Raw genomic sequence first — 22162 nt, 5'->3', positions numbered from 1 at the left:
CACTGTGACGATCGAAGAACCGCCGACGCGGGTCGTCACGCTCAACCCGAGTGCCGCCCAGACGATGTGGGAGATCGGAGCCAAAGATCGGGTTGTCGGCGTCTCACAGTATGCGACCTATCTCGACGGGGCCGACGAGAAAGCGAACGTCTCCGGCGCAGGTGGCCCGAGCGTCGAGAAAGTGATCGATGTCGAGCCGGACCTGGTGCTCGTGCCGAACACGACGCACTCGTACACGCCCGACCGTATTCAGCAGATACGCGACGCAAACATCCCCGTATACGTGTTCGGGACAGGGACCTCTCTCGAATTCGTCGCTAACAAGACCGAGACCACTGGTCGTCTCGTCGGCGAGTGCAGTGCTGGCCGCGCCCGAGCCGACGAGATGCGACGTTCCATCGAGGATATCGAGGCGGCACTCGCGGACGAATCGACACCCGTCGGACTCAACGTCTTCTACGGGTACACCTCCGGCGCCAATACCTTCATCGGGAGCGTGATGGAGACGGGGGGTCTGGTGAACGGTGCCGCAGAGGAAGGAATCACGGGCTTTCAGATGATCAACGACGAGACTGTCGTCAAGATCAATCCGGATTGGATCGTCACGCCGTCAGGCGTCTCCGTTCCCAAAAATCCGGCGTACAACTCGACGACAGCCGTGAAAAACGACCAGATAATCAGCGTAAACACGAACTATCTACAGCAACCCGCGCCTCGGGTCATACAGGCCGTAGAAGTGATTTTGAAACAGGTCCACCCGGACGCATATCAGGAGTACAAAACCGGTGTAGATCCCAGTGACTCAGATCCAGAGACCGAAGAATCGAACGCCGATTCGGACGACTCTGACGAGTCAGACGACGCAGATAGGTCGGGTGATTCTGACGAACGTGACACCCGGTCCACAACCCAGAGTCCAGAGACTCCGGAGGCACCAGGTGCAAATACCTCTGCGCAAGCAGTCGATCTGAGCAATCAAACGCGATTGCAAACGACCGGGAACGCTACGGTTGATCGGGCGGAGGCAAGGGCGAACCAGATGGTCAATGTCACAGCACGAAACATCTCCGCGAACGAAACAGTCTCCGTTGAAGTGAGTTCCAACGGTGTGCAAAACCAGACGCGGAAGTCCGGGTGGGGCGTCGAACGCGTCAATATGTCCTTTGGCACAGATACCAACACGACGATCGGCCTCTCGGAAGCCAACGCGACGAACGTCGAGGCACCGCTCCAGCGGGAGTCGTCGAATGAAGCTACGACCGAGAGATCGGTGATCGGCTACCTCAATGTGAGCCACACGGCCGGAAACGAAGAGATCACGAGCGGTGAGATCGTCGTCCGCGTGAACGAGACTGCTCTACAGAACACCTCCGCCGAATCGGTCACAGTCTATCGGTATCACAACGGAACGTGGACGGGTCTCAACACCACCGCGCTAGGCGACGGGCGGTTCCGGGCTGAGACGCCAGGATTCTCGACGTTCGCAATTGCGGCCTCGGAGGCTGCTTCGGAGCAGAACTCCCCGACACCGGATCCCACGACGACAGCCACGAGTACGTCTACCTTGACCGCATCTACCGAAAGAGTCCTCACGACTGCGGCCGACACACCTGGATTCGGATACACCGCCGGGCTCATCGCACTCACCCTGGTCACGGGGCTCCTTGTCCGACGACCGGAGTAGGCCGTAATACGTCTCGGATCGATCGAAGACGGCCACAGCGCCACAACTTGACACCCCGCGTAGCCACCACCGTTTTGACGCGACCAGACAATGTACTGGTATGACACGTACCGCTGTCATCGCCGGTGTCGGTCCCGGACTCGGCGAATCGCTCGCCCGTCGGTTCGCCGCCGAGGGCTGTCGCGTCGCGCTATTCGCCCGGACGGCCGACTTCATCGAGGAGTTGGCTGCCGACCTTCCTGAACCGGGAGACGGGCTCGCGGTCCCGACCGACCTCCGGGACGTCGAGGCGATTCGAGACGGGTTCGACACGGTCAGAGCGGAGTTCGGGTCCGTCGACGTCCTCGTCAACCACGCCAGTGGCGCGTCGTGGAAGGGACTGATGGATTCGAGCGTCGAGGAGTTCGAGGGGGCGTGGGAGGTCGGCGGCCGCGGCGCGTTCGTCTGCTCGAAAGAGGCAGTGGGTGATATGCTCGATTCAGGCGGCGGAACGGTCATCTTCACCGGGGCGACCTCGGCGGTGCGGAGTCTCGGCGGGACGATCGGCTTCACCGCCGCGAAGTTCGCCGCGCGCGGGATGGCAATGGACATCGCCCAGGAGTTCGGACCCGAAGGCGTACACGTCGCACACGTCGTCATCGACGGCCAGATCGACGGGCCGAACGCCCGCGAGCGGTTCCCCGATCGCTCCGAGGACACGTTTCTCGATCCCGACGAGATGGCCGAAACCTACTGGCACCTCGTCGAACAGGATGCCATAGATACGATGCCGTTCGAGGTGCACATCACGAACGGGCCGCAGAATACCGAGTTCCTGTGAGCAGATCACTCCGCGTCCGGAATCGAGGGGGCCATAGACGGCCGTTCACGGATTCGACGTAATCGAAGGTCGATATCGAGAGCCCATTTCGACTGGGGTTGGAGCAAGGAACATTACGCGAACGGACCGTCTGTTGGATATGGTCATTTCAACCACGTCGATATGGGACGAACTGACGGAGGAGTTCACCGCCGAATCGGTCGTCGAATACGAGAAAGCGACAGTGTACGGAGACTTCGAACAGGAACGAGTTCTTCACCAGGGCAGAGTTCGGCTGCTTCCGAACGGCTGGATCGCCTTACCGACCGGGCGACTGCTGTCTCCCGAGGCCGTGCATCACATCGATCCGTAGACGGATCTCATTGCGCTCGGCTCCGGGCCGACAAAGGCAGAACAGAAGTGAATTGGGAGACATAGAGTGGTATGGTCGACGAACCGGCCCTAGACGCGCCCGAGGACGGGGTCCCGACTGTCTCGTGTTCACGGTGCAATCGCGAGTGGGACCTCCACTACGAACTCGACGAACTATACGCGGGGAACCGAGCCGTCGAACAGTTCGCGCTCGATCACGAACGCCACACCGGCCACTTCCCCGACGACGTGACGCCCTGGCTCGTCGATTGTCGGCAATGTCCCGACGGCGACCGCTACCTCGAAGAACGGCCTGCGCGGCGCTGGGCGGAGACTCACGCCCGCCATACCGGTCATACAGTCGAGCTTCAGTCGCCGGCCGAGGAGGGGCCGACCGAACGCATCGGTGAGGAGTAGGCGTCTCAGGTATGTGTCCTCACCATCCAGCAACCGAGCGATTTCGACGATCAGTGCAGATCGGGTGACAACCGAATTCAGATGTCTGCTACGATTCGGCAGGAAAGGAAGTCCGCCCTCCCCGAATTGAACGGGGGACAAGCCGATCTACAGTCGGCTGCTCTACCAGGCTGAGCTAAGGGCGGGCACCTCAACGTAGCGCCGCTGTTGGACTTAAGGGTTACTCATCGTCGCCGTCAGTCGGTCCGGTTCGTTCTCCCTCGGGCGATGGGTGTTCGTCGAGAACCGATAGGAACTGTTCTGCCGTGCGGTCGATGTCGGTCTGGACGGCTTGCAGCTCGGGGATCGTCTTCCGGTTGTACGCGCGCTTCGAGCAGTCGACGTGGTCGGGAACGATGGCGTGGGCACGCTGTGAGAGCTCCGCAAGTTGTCGCTGCCGCGGACGCGATCGCCACTCCGGTAACGCGAGACGTTCGACCGTCGACTTCGAGAGACTCGACTTCCCGCCCGAAGAGATGGTACGGAGACAGCGCTGGTACGGTGCCGAATTGAGGAGCGCACAGAGGTAGTGCGCTTCGTCTTCGTCGTCGGTCCCGACGAACATACAGTGATCGCCAGGTATTACGGGCTTCTCACCGACGAGAGGGTCAGAAACTGTGGAGACGACCGTGAAGTGCGGCTTGAAACCGAGCCGGCACCAGACGACCTTGTACGTCGACCACGTGTACGAGCCGAGCCCGAAGAGCGAGTAGAACGGCCCATCGTCGAACCACGACGACCCGCGATCGGTGAGCCGTTCGCGGTGCGCGTCGAGATACGCGTACGTCGCCGGCGCTTCCTGCTTGAGTTCGCGTTCGTTGTCCTCGCCCGCCTGTCGCTGGGGGACGAGTTGCAGGTCGTGGCCGAACAGCCCGTACTTTACGATGTGTTTCGATTTCAGATACGGAAAGACGTGCTCGGATTCGAGCTCCTGCTTCTCGATGGTCTGCCGGTCGAGGGCATAAACCGCCTTTGCGTCGTCTTTCACGCCGTGACGGATTCGATACGGACTCGAACCGAGTGCACTTCGTTCGGCGTCGGCGCGGATCCACGGTGACGTCGGATTTTCGGGGTCTGCGGGGACGAGACGGGTCTCCACACGGTCGAACGAGGCCCACATCCGCGTCAGCGACTCAAACGCTGACGTTCCATCGGAGCGGTCGACGTAGCGAGCCGACGTCGTCGCCGGAGCATCCGTCCATCGACAGGTCGGGATACCCTCGCCAGTCGGGAACGGTGATCTGCCGTCGTCGGGCGAGAGACGAAGTGAGAACAGCGCGGTGCCCGCATCGACGTCGGTGAACGGTGACAACGAGCCGAAGTCGTGGACGCGGTCGTACGTGATCGAGCGCTGACCCACCTGCGGTCGACGGAGACGTGCCCCAGCGGGGCCGGTGAGGAGATCCCGTTTGAGGACGAGCGCAGCGCGACCGCCATCACGGAGGAGCCGGTGGAGACACGTCAATGCGTATGGCACGGAGAGGTCGTCGTTCGCGTATCCGAGTCGGGCGTCGGCGCCGGTGTGATCGAACAGCTCGAGTCCGGCTTCCTCGAACGGTCCCGCTCGCCACCGGTCTTTCGCGCCCTCCGGAAGCGAATCCCAGGTCAGCCACGGCGGATTCGCGAGGAGGACGTCCGCGCGCCGACCGTCGAGCGGAGGGTCGTCTGCGGTCGCGTCGACTGCATCGCCGAGAACGACCCGCGGTGCGACGGTCGGCGACCCGTCGGCGGCGGCGAGCAACGGTCGCACGGCGAGTACCAGCGCCAAGCGCGAAGCACGGACGGCTGTCGGTGAAACGTCGAAGCCCCGGACGGCATCGAAGATGGCCTGGATGGGCGTCCCGTGACTACCGTCGGCGTTCAGTGGGTTCTCGACGAGAGCGTCCACATACCGGGTCGCCGTCGCAGCGAGAAACGCACCGGCGCCACAGCCGGGGTCCACTACGAGCGGGAGGTCGGCAGGTGGCCGATCGGCAGCGATCGACGTCTCGTGGTGGGCTGGTGTCTCATCGGAGGCTGGTGTCTCGTCTCGGGTCTGCGTCCCGTCGTAAGGGGATCCGCCGTCGAAGGCAGAGTCGACGGCGAGTGCGGCGAGTCCCTGCGGTGTGTCGTAGCGGCCGAACGCGCGACGGGCGAGCGGCGAGACACACTCACGATGGAGGAGTGCGACGTCCCGACTCGAAGCCTCGCGGGCGAAGGTAGACGCCCACGTTTCGAAGTCGCCTCCTGCGTCCGCGGTTCCGGTGTCGAGATGGGATGAGATCGACTCGTGCACGGCCTCGAAATTCGGCGTGAACGGAATCGCGGCGTCCGAGGCGAGCGAGCGTGTGACCGTGCACTCGAACGCTCGTTCGACCGCATCGAGGATCTCGGTGAGGAGGTAGTCGAACGCGAGCGTTTCGACGAACAGGTCGCGGGCGACGTCGTCATTCCGTTGGGAAACCTCAGCGAGGGATTGATCAACCTCGCCAGTGGGTCGGTCGTCGCCGACAGTAGACCGGTCGTCGCCGCCTATAGATCGATCGCCGTCCGCGGTTGCGAGCGTGGCGAAGACGTCGCCGTGTCGCTCGCGAACGTACCGCTGCCACGCCTCGAACGCGTCAGCGACCGGAGGATCGGTGAGCGAGTCCTGAAGTCGTGAACGGTATCGAGCGAGGCGCTCGCTGTCGGCCAGATGGCGCGCGCACGCGGCGGTGTCGACGTCCCGGCGCTGGTCGGCCATCCGCTGCTTACTCCTCGCCGTTTGCGGCGGGATCGGTCGTCGCGGGCGAGGCCTCGGATGCCGAACTCTCCCCGTCCGATTTCCGGGTGCTGCGGTCCGTCTCAGTCACGCGGATACCCTTCTCGGCGAGGTGGCGCATCTGTCGCTGCGCGAAGTCTTCTTCGGAGGTTCCGCGGGTCGCGAGCACGTACACCTGTGATCCGCCAGCAGGACGCATCGTCCGGCCGGCGCGCTGTGCTCCCTGCCGGCGAGACCCGCCGAGTCCGGAGGCGACGATGGCGAGTTCCGCGTTCGGGAGATCGATCCCCTCGTCACCGACGCGCGAGACAACGAGGGTTCGGAGATCGCCCGCGCGGAACGACTCGAAGACGCGCTCGCGACGGTGGTGGGGCATCTCGCCGCTCACGAACGGCACCTCGAGCGCGTCCGCGAGGGCTTCGCCCTGGTCCAGCCAATCTACGAAGACGAGCGTCTTCGCGTCCGGGTGCGCGTCGAGGAGCCGCCGCGTTTCGTCGATCTTCTCGGGATTTTCGGCTGCGATCCGATGTCTGTCGCGGCCGTCCGCACTCGCCCACTCGTTCCGGGCGAACTCCTCGCCCCAGGGAACGTATCGGATCTGTACCTCGGGCTCTTGTACGTACCCTGCCTCGAAGAGCTTCGACCAGTCGGTGCCGATCGGGCGTCCGATGAGCGTGAAAATCTCCTTTTCTTTGTCGTCTTCGCGCACCGGCGTCGCCGACAGTCCGAGTCGGTGTTTCGTCTGGAGGTCGGCGCTGCGTCGATAGATCCGCGAGGGGATGTGATGGACCTCGTCGTAGACGACGAGCCCCCAGCCGCGGGAGTCGAATAGGGAGCGGTGACGGTCCATCCCCGCCGTCTGGTAGGTCGCGATCGTGACCGGGTTGATCTCCTTTTGCCCGCCGTGGTACTCACCGATCTGGTCTTCGGTGAGCGTCGTGTGTTCGAGCAGTTCGGCACGCCACTGTGCGGCGAGTTCCCGCGAGGGCACGAGGATCAGCGTCTCGCCGCCGACCGCCGCGAGGACGCCGATGGCGGTCACGGTCTTGCCCGCGCCGGAGGGGCCGACGAGGACGCCGGAGCGCTGATCGAGGAAGCGCTCGACCCAGTCAGACTGGTACGCGCGCAGGTCGACAGTCAGGTCCACGTCGAGCGGTTCTCCGGTGTCGAGTTCGCGGTCGTCTTCGACGGGGTAGCCCGCTTCGTAGAGGATCCGCTTGATCTCGGCTTCGGCGCCGTCGCGAACCCAGCTCTGCGTATCCGAAATCGGCGCGACGAGCTGTTCGTCGTCGAGTTTCTGCCGCGCGACGTTGCCCATCAGGCTCTCGGAGGCGGCTTCGAGGACGACGTATCCGTCCTCGTGAGTGAACAAGCGGAACCGGTTCGCGCGTTTCCACTGTGATTCGACCCACTCCTCGAGCGGGGGTGACCGACGCGGGAGCACCGACCGCATCAGCGACAGCAAGTCGGCGAGATCGTCGAAGGGAGCTTGCCAGACGTCCTCCTGGCGGATCTCGTAGATGTAGCCGCGGGTGCCGGTCTGCCGGTCAGTGGTCGACCGTGCCCGCTCGCCCGTGGAGTCGACGAGGTGGGCGAACTGGGAGAGTTGCGCGCGGGTGTACTGCGTCGGTTGGTCGACCACGATCTGTCGCCGTTCCGGGAACAGCACGATCCGCTCGCGCTCGGCGAGTTTCGCCCACTCGCTCGGAAAGTAGACGATCGGGTCCGTCTCGACGTTCACCCGTTCGACCGCCCCGTCGTCAGTCAGCGCATCGAGATCTGCGGCGGCGGCGGACTGCGTCGTGTCGAGTCGGCGTGCGACTTCCCAGGCCGTCACGACCGGACGGCCCTCCGCCTCCAGTACGTCGTGGAAGCGATCGAGATCGACGTTAGTAGTAGACGTATCGGCGTCGTGAGAACCGTCGGTGTCGTAAGCGCCGTCGGTGTCGTGAGAACCGTCGGCAGGCGTCGCTTCGGGAGACGCCCCCTCCGGTGCAGTTGGCCCGCCAGTCCCCTCCTCTTCCGTCATTGTCTCTCGGGACGGTCCCGACCGGGAAACGGTTTGCGACTACGTGGGTTCGAGTTCGGCTGTTGGCGTCGACTCGAAGGGGACAGGCGAAGAGTGTGTCCAGAAAACGGCGCCCACATCCGTCAAAGCCACCCACACCGTGTTTCCGATGAAATGCCAGCGGACTGGGTCCGGCGAACATCGTGTGAAGGTGAATCGCGAACACCGAGTTTCCGGTGAAACCGGGAACTGGGTCCCCCTTCGAAACAGCAGTCTCGACTTGGTGGACGAGATCCTCAGTTTCTCACGGGAACACACCGAGTTTCCGGTGAAACGGCAAGAAGAATCGGATCCGAGGCCGACTATTTCAGATTGAGCGTAATTAGAGCGGCTTGAGTTGATAGCTATCTCCAATTTCTTCCCCAGCCTTATCGTGTAACCCCGAAAGATCGCAGTCCTCACTCGCGATGCCAAGAGCAGTCGAAGTGTGGTGAATTCCACGCGGAGACACACCACGTTTCCGGTGAAACCCGCTGGTAGTCCCCCTCACCACGAGCGACGACGATCACGCATCCGCACGTACCGAACCAATATCTGTCCTCTAGAAAGCAACAAATATATACTAGATACTCGTTACCGACCATTGACCCCAATCGGAAAATAATAAACTAGCTTCATCGAAGCAGTTCGATCGGAAACGGTCCCGAGACACCGCGACGCTTTTTCGAGCAGGTATCGGACGGACGCTCTGAGAACCCCACAGCGATACGATCAAACTTGTTCGCCGTGGAATACCGATAGCCGACGATCCCACGTATTGGCCTGTCTCAGTGTGTATCTGCGTCCTCGCTTGGGAAGTACCGTTGTCGGCGAGATTCTACCGCTTCGCCACACACCGTGTTTCCGGTGAAACCGATCCCCTGTTTCAACTGGACCTCCCCCCGGTATTTCCCCCGTTCACCGGAAACGTGGTGTGTGTGTCGTCTGGTGGTCTGTCGAATCAGTCGCCGTGCACCGTCGGAACAACGTGGCCGTCATCCGTCGGACATAACCGTACGAAGATGCCCGATACCCCAGGACGTCGCGATGCTTCCCGAAAACGTGTCCGACAGCAGTACCGTCGAACCGGGGGAAATAACAACGCATTTCACCGGAAACCCGGTGTCCTGTAGTATGCCGAACACCAGCGACGACCTCTTCACCCGAGAGGACCCCATCTTCTCCAACAAAGAGCTCTTGGAGATCAACCACCTTCCGGGGGAAGGACGGATCGTCGGTCGCGACGACGAAATCTCAGATCTGGCGGCGGCGGTCAATCCGGCGATCTTCGGTCAGAGTCCGAGCAACGTTCTCATCTACGGCAAGACGGGTACGGGTAAGTCGCTCTGTGCGAAGTACGTCTCACAGCGGTTGGTGGAAACCGCCGGCGAGGAAGACGTGAAAGCGACGTTCGCCTACGTCGACTGCGCGCAGGACACGACCGAGACGCAAGCGGTCCAAACCATCGCGGACGGCGTCAACGAATCCGAAGTCACGGGCATCAAAGTCCCCGATAAGGGGCTCAGCACGTCGACGTACTACAAACGGCTGTGGCGCATCCTCGATGCACAGTACGATGTCGTCTTGATTCTGCTCGACGAGATTGACAAGCTCTCCGACGACGACATCCTGATGCAACTCTCGCGGGCGGGGGAGGCCGGCAAGATCGACCAGTGCAAGCTCGGCGTGATCGGCATCAGCAACAAGATCCAATACAAAGACCGGATGGACGAACGCGTCAAATCCAGCCTCTGTGAACGCGAGTTCGTCTTCCCGCCGTACGACGCCAACCAACTCCGAAACATTATGCAGGCGCGGTCGGACGCCTTCCGCGACGACGTCCTCGACCCCTCGACGATCCCGCGCGCGGCAGCGCTCGCAGCCAGAGAACACGGTGACGCCCGCAAGGCGATCGACATTCTTCGGTACGCCGGTGAGATTGCGCAATCGAAAGGCGCACAGATCGTTCGCGAGGAGTTCGTGACGCAGGCCCGCGAGCGTGCAGAGACAGATCGCTTCCGCGAACTCATCCGCGGGTCGACGCCGCACTCCCGGTACGTGTTGCAGGCCCTCGCGATCCTCTCACTGTCGAGCGAGCGACAGGAAGGATTCCGAACGAGTCGCGTCTACGAGGTCTACGAGAACATCTGCGACGGTCAGGGCTCGGATACGCTCTCGCTACGCCGCGTCCGCGACTTACTGAAAGAACACGCGTTCCTCGACATCATCGAGCAGTCCAAACACAGCGGTGGAAGCGCCGAGGGGAGCTACACGAAGCACCAGCTTCTGGAGGATCCTCAGGTGGTCAAAGACGTCCTGACCGAGAGCGACGACGTCTGACCGGACTTCCGGTCCCGAGTACGCTGTCGGCATCGTCGACTCCGGCGACGGACCGTCACTCCACGAGGAGAGCTTCGACATCGGCGATGGAGTCGAGGACGTAATCGGGATCGACGTTCACGTCGGCGATCATTTCGCGGTCAGTCACTCCGGTGAGCACGAGGACGGTGGTCATCCCGGCACGGTCTCCCATCCGGATGTCCGTCTCGATCCGGTCGCCGACCATCAGGCAGTCGCCGGGGTCGACGCCCACTTCCCCGAGCGCCGTCTCGACCATCGTCGCGGACGGCTTCCCGAGCACCTCGTCGACGGTCTGTCCCGTCACGCCTTCGATCGCGCCGATCATCCCCGCGGCGTCCGGGATGGCACCCTTCTCAGTCGGACAGGTCCGGTCCGGATTCGTCGCCAGGAACGGCGCACCGTCTTCGAGCGTTCGGAGCGCGGTCTCGAGCGTGTCGTAGTCGAAGTGGCGGTCCATCGATGCCACGACGATGTCGCCCGGCGTCTCTGTCACTGTCGTGACGCCCGCCTCCCGGAACTCCTCGAGAAGCGGGGCTTCGCCGACGACGAACGCCGCCGCGGAAGGGAAGCGTTCGCTGACGTACTGGGCGGTTACCCATCCAGAGTTGACGACGTCACTGCGCTCGACGTCGATGCCGAGCCGTCGCAACTTTTCGCTGTAGTCGCTGCGTCGGGCGATGGCCTTGTTCGTGAGGAACAGCACCTCTCCGACCTCCTCGCGCAGCAACTGCACGGTCTCGCCGGCACCCGGGATGAGTTTGTCGCCCAGATAGACCGTCCCATCCAGGTCCACGATCACGGCCTCGTGGTCGGCGACGCTCATTGGCCGTCCGGGACTGTGTGCCCGGCGAGCACCCTCCGATCGTCGGGCGTCTCCGAGGCCTGTACGGCCCACCGATCCGACGCTGATCGACGGAGCTGTTTGGTTACTGGAAGTGCGATACGCATCAATAAAGAAATTGATTACCAAATTACAATAATCTTTGGCTGCGCTAGCGCTCGGCCTCGACGTACGGGTTCGGCGCCACCGTGGCGCTGATCTCCGTCTGCGTGTGCGATTCGACTTTGGGGTTCGGCGATTCACCGCCCGGTTCGCCCCACACCAAGGTCACCTCGGTTCCAGGTTCGCTGTACTCCTCGTCGACGAGTGCTAGCGACAGGACGGCACGCTCGTTGTAGGTGTAGCCGAAGTACTTCGAGAGACCGACGGTCTCACCGCCTTTCAGGACCTCGTCGTAGTGGAAGACCGCCCAGTAGGGCATCGAGAGGTCGAAGTACTTGTACGTCTCTCCGTCTCGCAGTAACGACGCGAACAGGTCGATGACGTCGTCGTCGTCCCAGACGAGCGTTACTTTCTGGCGCTGCGACGACTCTGCCATTTCCGCGAGCGCGTCTCTGCCGGGGAAGTCGCGGTCGAAATCGACGAATCGCTCGTACCCGAGTTCGATCGGATTCAGGTAGTACTCGGATACGTCGTCGGCGGCGAAACTCCCGCCGAGCGTGCTGCTCGCCTCGTAGCTGTCCCCGTCCAGCCACTCCCGATACTCCGCCATCTCGTCGCCGAAGATCGCGGGGAGCGGACGAGCGATCCAGCCTTTCTCAGAGCCCTGTGCCTTGTAGCTCTTCTCGCCGAGCTGGCGGAGGCCGTGGTCCTCGCCGGCGTCGAGGATCGCCTCCCGAACGGTCTCGCTCGCGCCCCACGGCCCCCAGATCTCGAAGCCGACGTCAGACGCCATCGAGTGTTTCAACGCGCGCACGTCGACGCCGGCGATCGTCACCTCGGCGAAATTGAAGAACGGGATCTCCGGGAGCGACCCCTCGACTGCGGCTCTCATCACGTCGAGCGCGTTCGGCCCCTGTAGCTGGTACCGGAAGGTTCTGTGCGGTTCGTCCTTGTCGTGATACCGCTCGTCTGCTGTCGCGACCGCGTCGTAATCGCCCGTTTCGAGGTTGTACTCGACCCAGTTCGGCGCGATCGGCGTGCCGGTGAGCTTCAGCCGCTCGTCGTCGAGGTAAAACAGGATCGCGTCGCCGATCAGGTAGCCGTCGGTGTTGCAGGCGACGAACTGTTTGGCCTGACCGGGCTCGAGCCCCTCGAAGTCGTTGGCTCCGAGGTCGACGAATACGGCCAGCGCGTCGGGGCCCTCGACGTAGAGGTCTTTCTGGTGGTGAGAGAGGTCCGACAGGCTGCACGTCTCTCGCCAACTCCGTTCCTCCTCGATCCAGTTCGTGTGCTCACTGGGGACCGGATAGGGGTGTCGGCCCCGGTTTTCACGGAGCAAGTCCATCGGACTACCCGCCGCGTCCAGCGCGTCTTCGAGGCTTGGATCAGTCATTTGCCCAACAAACATCTTCTCGGGTCGTCATCTTAAAAATTACCACCAATACGGGTAGTGACAGTAAATAAGGGGCGCTAGATGGCGCTCGGCGTCCCCCACAGCCATCTGGCCGCTCTCCTACATCCATCTGGCCGTTCTTCCACAGCCATCTGGTCGTTCCTCACCAGTCACTTGGTCGAGCGGATGACGTGGAGCGTCTCCGGATCGAAGCCGACCGACAGGGTGTCGCCCGTTTCGACGTTCGTCAGCGACCGATCCAGTTGGAGCGTCAGTTCTTGGCCGTCAGCAAGCGTCCCCGTCGCCTGGATGTGCTCGCCCTGATAGAACAGGTTCGTCACTTCGACAGCGGCGTCGCCTTCACCGTCGCCGACGCGGATGTCGTCCGGGCGAACGAGGACCGTCACGTCGCCGCTCGATCGGAGTCCGTCGGGCGCGTCGACGTCGCCGAATCCGAACGAGATCCGCCCGTCCGTGACTGTCGCATCGAGCAGATTCGCGGTGCCGATGAAGCCCGCGACGAACTCGTTTGCCGGCTCCTCGTAGATCTCGGCCGGCGTGCCGATCTGTTCGAGGTGGCCGTCGTTCATCACGGCGATCCGATCGCACATCGACATCGCCTGCTCTTGGTCGTGCGTGACGTACAACGTCGTCACGCCGAGATCGTCGAGCAGCTGGCCGAGTTCTTGCCGTAGGGTCTGTTTCAGCTTCGCGTCGAGCCCCGTCATCGGCTCATCGAGCAGCAGAATCCGTGGTTCGATCGCGAGCGCGCGGGCGAGGCCGACGCGTTGCTGCTGGCCGCCCGAGAGTGTCTGGGGGTCGCGGTCGGCCAACTCCTCGATGTCGAGGAGCTCGAGTAGTTCACGCGCGCGTTCTCGGCGTTCAGCTTTGCCGACGCCGTGCATCTTCGGGCCGAACGTGACGTTCCCGAGCACGCTCATATTGTTGAACAGCGCGTAGGACTGAAAGACCAAGCCGACGTTTCGATTCTCCGGCGGGACGGGCGTGACGTCCTCGTCGTCGTAGCGGATCGTCCCGTCCGTGGCGGTCTCGAAGCCGGCGACCAGCCGGAGCGCCGTCGTCTTCCCACAGCCGGACGGGCCGACGATTCCCATCACTTCGCCGTCGGCGATGTCGATCGAGACGTCGTCGACGGCGACCGTCGAATCGAAGCGTTTCGTGACGTTTTCGAGTGAGACTTTTGCCATTCGTTAGACCCTCCGAATCGTCCCTCTGTTACCGACGATCTGCAGCGTGATCGTGACCAGTGCGATGAGCAGGAAGAACACCGAGACGGCGGCGGCGGCGTTCAGGAACGAGGCGTTCGTGATGTTGTTGAACAGGAAGATCGCGAGCGGCGGCGTCCCGCGAGAGTAGACGATGTACGAGAAGTTGAACTCCGCGGCCGCGAGCGTCCAGGAGATGATCGAGCCGGCGATGATGCCCGTCCGGGCGTTCGGGACGATCACCGTGAGGAACGTGCGCGGCCACGACGCACCGAGCGAGCGGGCGCTCTCTTCGATCTGTTGGAGATCCATCGACTGAAAACTCGACTGCACCGCCATCACCATGTACGGCGCTTTCAGTAGCGAGTAGCCGATAATCAGGGCGATACCGGACGTCGAGAGGTCCGGGTACGTCCGGAGGAAGGCCACACCCAGGATGATCCCGGGGGCCAGCGGGAGAATCGCGAAGACGTTGACCCAGTCTCGCCCCCAGAAGTCGTAGCGTGCGACCGCGTACGCGATCGGCACGCCGACGATGAGGTTGATGACGACTCCACCGAGAGCGAGCCCGGTACTGTACGCCAGCGAGGACCCGACTGCGACGTCGGCACCGACGCCGGTACCGACGATGACGTCTTCCCAGTTCTGTACCGTGACGAAGCCGCTGGGGAAGACGCCGAACCAATCGGAGGCGAACGAACTGACGAACGTCATCACGACCGGGAACGCGAGGAAGACGAGCGTCAGCACCAACACGAGTGTGACGACTGGCCGCCCGAAGCGGGCAGAGAGGCTGCCCTGTTGGAATCGTTCTGTCATATGCTCACCTCCGCACTCGTGTACCGAAGTGCGAGCACCGTGAACCCGAACACGAAGACGAACCAGATCGTCGCCATCGCCGAGGCCTGCGCGATGTTGAAGCCCTGGGCGAGTTCACGGTCGATCTGGAGCGTCCAGACGAGCAGTCCCTTCAGGATCAGGACGGTTCCGAAGATGGCGAGTCCGGTCCGGAACACGAGGATGAACGCGCCGATCAACCCCGGTTTGATCTGCGGGAGCGTCACGTAGCGGAACGTCTGGAGGGGCGTCGCTCCCAACACGCGGGCCGCCTCCTCGGCGTCCGTGTTGATCTCCGAGTAGGTTCCACGGAGCAACAGGAGCGCGCGCGGGATCATCGAGTAGAGGTACGCGAAGAACAGCCCCAACACGCCTGTCGAGATGGCGACGTCGATCCGCGATTGCCCCGACAGGAACGCGAGGAGGTTGGTGAACACGCCCGTGTTTCCGAACAGGATGATGATCATAAACGCCGCGACGATCCCGGGGAGGCTGTTCGGGAACGACAGGATCGTCAGGATCACCGACTTCGCCGGAAGGCTGTACTTTTCGAGCGCGTGCGCCACGGGGACGGCGATGCTGATCGACGCGACCGTCGTCGCGGCCGCGAACCACAGCGTGTTGAAGGCGATGTTCCGATAGTACGGATCGTTCACCATCGTCCGATAGTACTCGAGGGTGAAGCCCTCGGTCACGAGCCGACTTTCGGAGAAACTGATTCGAAACATCTCCGTCAGCGGGAAGACGCCGGAGAACACCAAGAGCACAGAGAACGGCAGACAGAGGGCGACGATGCGCCGTATCTCCCGCTGTCGCTCGGACGTCGGGGACACTACCGATCCGACGGCGGTCCGGACCGCACCCGTCGCCCGCGTGCCCATCGATACTTGATCGGCCGCCATCGCTTACAGGCCGGCTCCGCGCGTGATGTCCTGGATGATCGTCTCCTGGTTTTCGACCAGCGCCGACTGATCGACAGTGAACTGTGTCTTGTCGTATCGGCTCTGCGGCGGGAATTCGTCGGGCATTTCCATCTCCGAGGCCCGGATCGGCCGCGCGTACGCCTTGAGGAACTTCCGCTGGCCTTCCAGCGAGAGCACGTAGTCCATGAATTTCTTCACCGCCTCTGGATTCGGTGCGTTCGCCAGCATCGCGTAGCCGTACAGCGCGTTGAACGCGCCGGCCTCCCCGTTCGGCCCTTCGAGGAGCGCGACGCCGACGTTCTCCTCGGCGATGTCTTCGACGTTGTACTTCAGGTCCAGCCCCGAGTAGTCGTAGCGGATGAACGAGCCGTACTCGCCGCTCGTGAACTGCGCCAGGAAGTTGTCGGTGAACTCCGCACCCCCGTCCTGGATCTCGTTGTAGTAGTCGATCACCGGCTGGACGTCGTCGAGGGACCCGCCGTAGGCGTTGTTGATCGAGAGGGCCGCTGCGAGCCCGACGGCCGCCTGCGGCGTCTGCAGCGCGAGGTCCTGCATAATGTCTGGGTGCTTCAGGTCCTCCCAGGTCTGCGGTTCGTCGAGTCCGCGCTCCTCGAAGAGGTCCTTCCGATAGGTGAGCGCCGTCGTCACCTTCCGCGTCCCCGTACAGTGGCCGTTGTCGGTCTTCGCGCTGTCGGGGACTTTGTCCCAGTTCGCCGGTTTGTACGCCTGAGTCAATCCGTCCTGCATCGCCTGGATTGCGTAGGTGTACCCGCCGTTGAACGCCGAGTGCGTGGGGTTCTGCGCGTGCGAGCGGGCGTCCTGTAGCGCCTCACCCGACGACCGGTCGTCGTCGTTGAGCTGGACGCCGTACTGCTCTTTGAACGCTTGCATTACCTCCGGCCAGTTCATCCACCCCGACTGAACCGCGTACACGTACAGTTTCTCGTCGGTCGGGAAGGCATCCGAACAGACGGTCGTCTGGGAGTCGCCGTAGCCGACCTCGTAGGTCTCACCCGAGCAACTCCCGCTCCCCCCAGCGGTGCCGTCGCCTCCCGTGCCCGTCGTCCCGCCGCCGGTGTCGCCGTCCCCAGTACCGCTTCCACTGTCGCCGCCACTGAGGCACCCAGCGAGACTCCCGCCGAGGACTGCACCGCCCGATGCGAGGATCTTGCGTCGCGTCGCGGAGTCTTTCATTGAGAACATAGCTACCAGCAATAAAGGTATTGACGAGAAATTGCAATAAATCTTTGGTGAATAAACATAATACATAGGTGTATGTTACTCGTCATCTCCGAAAATAGCGCTATTAATAGCTGAAACGCTCGTTTACTCGTCCAGTACACAACGTTACCGGACGCTCTTTTGCGGCAGTCGGCTGTCTTGAGGATTGCTCGCGTTGCCGTGCTCCGCTCGCTGCTGATCCCGTGTATGCATCTGAAACCGTCTTGGGACTTCTATCGCGTGAAATAGCCCTTTCTAAATAGATTATTCGTAGCTAGCCTATCGAAGATAAATATTATCGTGTGTCGTGCCGCCCGACGATGGTGTCGACGAGGTCGCACCAGTTCTGGTACGCCGTCTCGACTGCACTCGTGTCTCCAGACGGCGCGAATGCCCGCCCGGTCGGTTGACAGGGCGCGAGGTCGTCGAGCGAATCCCACACTCCTGTCGCGAGACCCGCCGCGAACCCTGCGCCCAGTGCCGTCGTCTGCGTCACGTTCGAGCGAACCAGTCGCCGATCGAGGAGATCGGCCTGCCACTGCGCGAACTCGTCGTCCTGGATTGCGCCGCCGTCGACGAGCAGGGGGCGCTGTTCGATTCCAGTCGTGGCTTCGGCCGCTTCGAGGACTGCCCGCGTCCCGAATGCGATCGCCTCCACGACCGCTCGCAGTACGTCGTCGGGGTCGGTTTCTCTGCGTAGCCCGAACACTCCCGCCCGGAGGTCCGGCACCCAGTGAGGTGCACCGAGCCCGCCGAAGCCCGGCACGAGCTGCAGATCACCCGGCGACTCCGTGCTATCGAGTTCTGCGAGTCCGCTCGCGTCTTCGAGCAGCCCGATCGTTCGGAACCACTCTAACACCGCGCCCGTGGCGAAGACCGGGCCTTCGAGCCCGTAGCGTGGTTCCGCACCCGCCCGCTGGAACCAGATCGTCGTCAGAAGGTCGCCGTCGGCCGCGACCGGATCGCTCCCGGTGTTCTGCAGGAAGAAATTCCCCGTTCCGTAGGTGACTTTGGCGTCGCCCTCGCCGCACGCGACCCGTCCGAGGAGCGCCGCTTGCTGGTCGCCCATCACGCCCGTCACAGGAACGGCAGCGTTGAGGATACCGTTCGGATCGGTCGTGCCGAACCCCGACGGGTCGCTGGAAGCGCGTACCGCAGGCAACGCCGCTCGCGGCACGTCGAACAGGTCCAGGAGGTCGTCGTCCCACTGCAACTCGTGGATGTCGAACAGCATCGTCTGGGCGGCGTTGGTTACGTCCGTCGCGTGCGTGCCCGTGAGATTGTAGAGGAGCCACGAGTCGACGGTGCCGAGAAGTACCTCGCCGGCTTCCGCCCGTTCACGGAGGCCGCTCTGATCCTCACTGCCGCGGTGCAGACGGCTGCTACCCTCTCCCCGGTAGTCGCCTTCGTCGCCGCACCGACCGCGACCGTGATCGAGGAGCCAGTTGGCGTTGGGCGCGGCGAAGTACGGGTCCGGTTCGAGCCCGGTTCGCTCGCGGATCAACCGTCGCTCCTCGTCAGTCAGCTCCGTGATCTGCTCGGTCGTCCGCCGGTCGCGCCAACTGATCGCGTTCGTGACCGGCGTTCCGGACTCCGCCTCCCACAGCAGCACCGTCTGGCGCTGACTCGACACGCCGAGCGCACGCAGCGCACTCGCCGAGCCGACATCGGCCTGCACCAGTCCGCGCCGGATCGCGTCGGTCGCACAGCCCCACAGTTTGAGGGGGTCGTACTCGACGCGGTCGCCCTCGCGTGTCGTCGGACGATGACTGGTGAACGCCTCCGAGATCGGATCGCCGCGTTCGTCGAAGACGACGAATCTGGTTCCGCTCGTCCCCTGATCCAGCGCGCCGATGTAGGTCGTGCTCATCCGCCTTGCAGTGCAGTAAGCAGTCGGGGGGCGAAGTTCAGCGCGACGCCGCTCGGTCGTCGCCCGGCCACCCGGGCGCCGACGGAGACCTCCCGCCGTTCCAGAACGCCGAACTGCGCGAGTTCGTACAGTAGTCGTTTGACCGTCCCGTGAGTCAGGTCGGTCCGCTCGGCGATCTGCTCGGCCGCGGTCTCGATCCGCGCCTCGCCGTCGAGTGAGAGTTCCAGTAGCTGGTCGAGAACCAGTCGTTCGTTGTCCGAGAGTGCCAGCACTTGCCCGATCGGGACGCCATCTCTCGGTACGGCTGCTCTCCCGGCGTCGATGTCCTCGTCACGGAGCCGCGTTGCCCCGTCGGTTTCCGCGTTGCTCGCGGCGAGGAACAGGGCCGCGAGCGCGTTGTGGGCGTCGCCGTCGGCCCAGTCCGCAAGTCGCTGTGCGTGGACGTGATCGAGTGTCTGTGAGAGCCCTCGGGACCCGCGGACCGTGAGGATGTCGACGAGCTCGTACGTGTACGCGGGCACGTGGACCTGTTGTTCCGGCATCGGGAGCGACAGTTTCTCGGGCGACGTCCGCCCGACACCGATCCACGCGAGGTCTTCGAACGGCTCGAAGAACGTATAGAGGTCCGCCAGATCGACTGTCGTCTGTTCTCCGAGGTGATCGACGGCGACCAGTACGGTTTCGCTCGCGGCCGTGACGGTCTCGATCCGCTCGCGCAGCGCATCGGTGCTCACCCCGCGTCTCGGGACCGACTCTACGAGGAGACTGTCGAGCAGCTCCCGATAGAGTCGAAAGCGGCTCGCGGCCCGCCGTGCGTCGAGATAGACGACACGGACGTCGTCGCGGTCGCTTCCGCTCCGGGTGGCGGTGTAGAACGGGTCGCGGGCACTCATCTCCGCATCGAGCACCGATACGAGCGCGGTCACGATGGCCGACTTTCCGGAGCCCTGTGGTCCCCAGACGTAGGTGTTCGGCGGCACGGCGTGATCGAAAAGTGGGTCGATCGCGTCCAGTAAGGCCTCGAAGAGGGTTTCTCGGCCGACCGGCTCGGAGAGATGCATCGCGGGATTCAGCGAGTCGCGATCGACGATAAGCTCGTTGTTGCTGCTCCGGTTTCGGCGGCGTTCGATGCGTTCTGTGAGATCCATAGGACTCCCTGACGCTATGCAGTATACACGGGAGTGTGGGTAAAACACTTTTTCCCGGTTGCAGGGCGATTTCTCCGGACCTAGTCCCACTCCGTCGCGTTCGCTCGAACGCGCGCGAACGCCTCAGTCACCCACTCGACGAACCCGGCTTCTGCACTGTCCGCACTCGCAACGAGGTTCCCGTGCTCGTCGTAGGCACCCAGATAGGCGTGTCCGTCGACGAGGAGGAGTCCGAACTCCAGCGACTCTTGTGACACGTACAGCGTGAATCCGTCCAGGCCTTTCGCCCGTTCGAGCGACTCCGGATACTCCGTAGCGGAGGTCTGCAGCACGTCCTTATCGACGATTAGTTCCACCTGGGTCTCCGGTCCGATGACGCTGCTAGCAGCCTCGTTGAAAACGCGGCTCACGATCGGTGTGACCCCACGGAACTGCTCTACGGGTTCGTCTCCGACGATGGCGAGAAACCGGTCGATCGGTGCGTGTGGATTCTCCGCTGTCGACTGGGCGTACGTCGTCCCCGATAGCGTCTCACACTCTATCTCCTCGGCGGTCCCACGCAGGTTCGAGAGGAGATGTTCGAAGCGGTTGGCAACGTCCATACACTCCTCGAACTCGTCGTAACTTCTCGCGACGAGTTCCCCCGCACGCGTGAGACGATACCCGTCGCTCGTGGATACCTTCTCGGCCCACCCGCGTTCGACGAACGCCGTGACCGCACGCTGGGCGGTCTCGCGGGCACACGAGCATTCCGCAGCCAGTTCGCTCGGGCGGGCATCGCCCGAACGAAGCGCCCGTAGCACGGCTATCCGGATCTCCGATCCGGTCAAAAACGCGACATCCTCGCGCGCGGTCATTCGATCAAAACGTTATACTGCGGTTGTCATTACGCTGTCGCTCCTCGTCGGCTCCCACCCGTCGGCGGCCGCCGCGTTACGTTCGGGTCTGTTATCCGAGCAGGCCCAGATCGTCGATGCGCTTGACGATCTCTTCGACGGCGGTCTTCGCGTCGTCGGTCCGCTTCCCGCCGGTGATGACGATCTTTCCGGACCCGAAGAGCAGGATGACGACTTCGGGCTCGTCCATCCGGTAGACGAGACCGGGGAACTGTTCGGGCTCGTACTCAACGTCTTCGAGGCCCAGACCGATCGCGAGCGCGTTTAGGTTCAGGTTGTGACCGAGGTCGGCGCTGGAGACGATGTTCTGGACGGTGATCTCGGGGTCCTCGTCGACCGGGATGCTGAGGCCACGGAGCTTCTCGAAGATAATTCCGAGCGCCTCGTGGACGTCGTCGATGCTCTTTGCGCCCGTACAGACGATCTTCCCCGAACGGAAGATCAGGGCCGCTGCCTTCGGCTCCTGCGTTCGATAGACGAGCCCGGGGAAGTTGTCCGGGTTGAAGTCGGCTCCGGGGAGGTCCTCGGCGAGAGCTTCGAGATCGAGCTCTTGGCCGATACCGGTCGATGCGACAACGTTCTGAATCTCGATGGAATCTGCCGGCGCACTCATACTCTGTCGGATTATCTCTGCCCTCCCTTATAAAGGCCCCCGTTATAAAGAGGGTCGGTTCGCTCGTCTCCGGCTATTCGGAAGTCGGTCGTTGCCAGTTACTTGTTTCACGTGCGCTCGCGCGTGACCAGTCGTCGATCGCGTCAAAATACCAATTGGTCGAACGTCCATCCTACCGGTACTCTGCCAGGACGTTGTTAGACGAACACACATATCTAACACCATTTTTCGAAAATCGTTCGGAATCAACGGGGTTAAGTACAACCCACGCATCAGACAGTAATGCGAAGAACACTACGCGACTGCGGGCGGTTGAACTCCGTCCGCGCTCGCATTCCGACGTCCGTGGCGATCGACGCCGCGGGGCGAAACGGATTCAATGGGTTTATACCCATCCGACGTTTCGCTTGAGTCGGACACGGAATGAGGATTCCACCCCTGCGGTCCGCCGTACAGATGGAATCTGATGTTAGCCTTGATGGTTCGGTGACACCTGTCTGGTGTCTACTGAACCACGAACGGACCACGCAATGATATATGGTGATCTCCCTCTCTCCGAGAGGGAAATCCCGCCACACCCCTCCCCCACTACGGGGGAGACCCATTCCGGTTGATCCTGCCGGAGGCCATTGC

Annotated in this window: 18 protein-coding genes and 1 tRNA gene; 5 read left to right on the top strand and 14 right to left on the bottom strand. The window is 62.9% G+C overall.

What is annotated here, in order from left to right:
- Positions 1-4 precede the first annotated feature (4 nt).
- The 4 genes from D3D02_RS13880 (at position 5) to D3D02_RS13865 (ending at position 3272) form a co-directional block, all read left to right on the top strand.
- A complete protein-coding gene (locus D3D02_RS13880; protein WP_233560662.1) occupies positions 5-1684 on the top strand; it encodes a PGF-CTERM-anchored ABC transporter substrate-binding protein in 1680 nt (559 codons plus the stop codon).
- Between the two features lie 100 nt (positions 1685-1784).
- Positions 1785-2504 carry an SDR family NAD(P)-dependent oxidoreductase gene (locus tag D3D02_RS13875; protein WP_121570591.1) on the top strand — a complete coding sequence of 240 codons (720 nt, stop codon included), beginning with the start codon at positions 1785-1787 and terminating at the stop codon, positions 2502-2504.
- A gap of 139 nt (positions 2505-2643) precedes the next feature.
- Positions 2644-2856: a hypothetical protein gene (locus tag D3D02_RS13870; protein WP_121570590.1), complete on the top strand. Its 213-nt coding sequence runs from the start codon at positions 2644-2646 to the stop codon at positions 2854-2856.
- Positions 2857-2927: 71 nt separating this feature from the next.
- Positions 2928-3272 (top strand): hypothetical protein, encoded by a 345-nt coding sequence (locus D3D02_RS13865; protein WP_121570589.1) that lies wholly within the window; start codon positions 2928-2930, stop codon positions 3270-3272.
- 111 nt (positions 3273-3383) lie between these two features.
- Here the strand turns inward: D3D02_RS13865 and D3D02_RS13860 are convergent.
- The 3 genes from D3D02_RS13860 to D3D02_RS13850 all read right to left on the bottom strand — a co-directional run bounded on the left by D3D02_RS13860 (position 3384) and on the right by D3D02_RS13850 (position 8080).
- A tRNA-Tyr gene (locus D3D02_RS13860) sits at positions 3384-3457 on the bottom strand.
- Between the two features lie 35 nt (positions 3458-3492).
- Positions 3493-6033, bottom strand: coding sequence for a type I restriction endonuclease subunit M (locus D3D02_RS13855; RefSeq protein WP_233560661.1), 2541 nt, complete (start codon positions 6031-6033; stop codon positions 3493-3495).
- Between the two features lie 7 nt (positions 6034-6040).
- Positions 6041-8080: a DEAD/DEAH box helicase gene (locus tag D3D02_RS13850; RefSeq protein WP_121570588.1), complete on the bottom strand. Its 2040-nt coding sequence runs from the start codon at positions 8078-8080 to the stop codon at positions 6041-6043.
- A gap of 1152 nt (positions 8081-9232) precedes the next feature.
- Between D3D02_RS13850 and D3D02_RS13845 the strand changes: the two genes are divergently transcribed.
- Complete coding sequence (locus tag D3D02_RS13845) at positions 9233-10438, top strand: Cdc6/Cdc18 family protein (RefSeq protein ID WP_121570587.1); 1206 nt, start codon at positions 9233-9235, stop codon at positions 10436-10438.
- A 55-nt stretch (positions 10439-10493) separates the two neighbouring features.
- Here D3D02_RS13845 and D3D02_RS13840 read toward each other — a convergent pair whose 3' ends face one another.
- The 11 genes from D3D02_RS13840 to D3D02_RS13795 all read right to left on the bottom strand — a co-directional run bounded on the left by D3D02_RS13840 (position 10494) and on the right by D3D02_RS13795 (position 21529).
- On the bottom strand, positions 10494-11282 hold the full coding sequence (locus D3D02_RS13840) for an HAD-IIA family hydrolase (protein ID WP_121570586.1): 789 nt from the start codon (positions 11280-11282) through the stop codon (positions 10494-10496).
- Positions 11279-11407: a hypothetical protein gene (locus tag D3D02_RS21515; RefSeq protein ID WP_255410162.1), complete on the bottom strand. Its 129-nt coding sequence runs from the start codon at positions 11405-11407 to the stop codon at positions 11279-11281. The genes D3D02_RS13840 and D3D02_RS21515 overlap by 4 nt, the downstream gene beginning before the upstream one ends.
- A gap of 44 nt (positions 11408-11451) precedes the next feature.
- Positions 11452-12795 (bottom strand): aminomethyltransferase family protein, encoded by a 1344-nt coding sequence (locus tag D3D02_RS13835; protein WP_121570585.1) that lies wholly within the window; start codon positions 12793-12795, stop codon positions 11452-11454.
- Between the two features lie 170 nt (positions 12796-12965).
- Positions 12966-14003: an ABC transporter ATP-binding protein gene (locus D3D02_RS13830; RefSeq protein WP_121570584.1), complete on the bottom strand. Its 1038-nt coding sequence runs from the start codon at positions 14001-14003 to the stop codon at positions 12966-12968.
- 3 nt (positions 14004-14006) lie between these two features.
- Positions 14007-14840: an ABC transporter permease gene (locus D3D02_RS13825; RefSeq protein WP_121570583.1), complete on the bottom strand. Its 834-nt coding sequence runs from the start codon at positions 14838-14840 to the stop codon at positions 14007-14009.
- Positions 14837-15760, bottom strand: coding sequence for an ABC transporter permease (locus D3D02_RS13820; protein ID WP_199723106.1), 924 nt, complete (start codon positions 15758-15760; stop codon positions 14837-14839). Before D3D02_RS13820 ends, D3D02_RS13825 begins: the two co-directional genes overlap by 4 nt.
- A 3-nt stretch (positions 15761-15763) precedes the next feature.
- Entirely contained in the window at positions 15764-16984 is a 1221-nt protein-coding gene (locus D3D02_RS13815) for an extracellular solute-binding protein (protein ID WP_233560660.1), read from the bottom strand.
- 313 nt (positions 16985-17297) lie between these two features.
- Positions 17298-18872, bottom strand: a complete 1575-nt coding sequence (locus D3D02_RS13810; protein ID WP_121570581.1) for an FGGY family carbohydrate kinase — start codon at positions 18870-18872, stop codon at positions 17298-17300.
- Positions 18869-20020 (bottom strand): Cdc6/Cdc18 family protein, encoded by a 1152-nt coding sequence (locus D3D02_RS13805; protein ID WP_121570580.1) that lies wholly within the window; start codon positions 20018-20020, stop codon positions 18869-18871. The genes D3D02_RS13810 and D3D02_RS13805 overlap by 4 nt, the downstream gene beginning before the upstream one ends.
- An 80-nt stretch (positions 20021-20100) precedes the next feature.
- Entirely contained in the window at positions 20101-20877 is a 777-nt protein-coding gene (locus tag D3D02_RS13800) for a winged helix-turn-helix domain-containing protein (protein WP_121570579.1), read from the bottom strand.
- A gap of 91 nt (positions 20878-20968) precedes the next feature.
- Positions 20969-21529, bottom strand: coding sequence for a TATA-box-binding protein (locus D3D02_RS13795; protein WP_089769931.1), 561 nt, complete (start codon positions 21527-21529; stop codon positions 20969-20971).
- Between the last annotated feature and the right edge of the window lie 633 nt (positions 21530-22162).

Origin of the sequence: Halobellus sp. Atlit-38R (assembly GCF_003665925.1) — an archaeon.
In the GTDB taxonomy this organism is placed as follows: Archaea; Halobacteriota; Halobacteria; order Halobacteriales; family Haloferacaceae; genus Haloquadratum; species Haloquadratum inordinatus.
The sequence above is the reverse complement of the archived record's forward strand: the minus strand, read 5'-3'. Positions and strand labels throughout refer to the sequence as shown.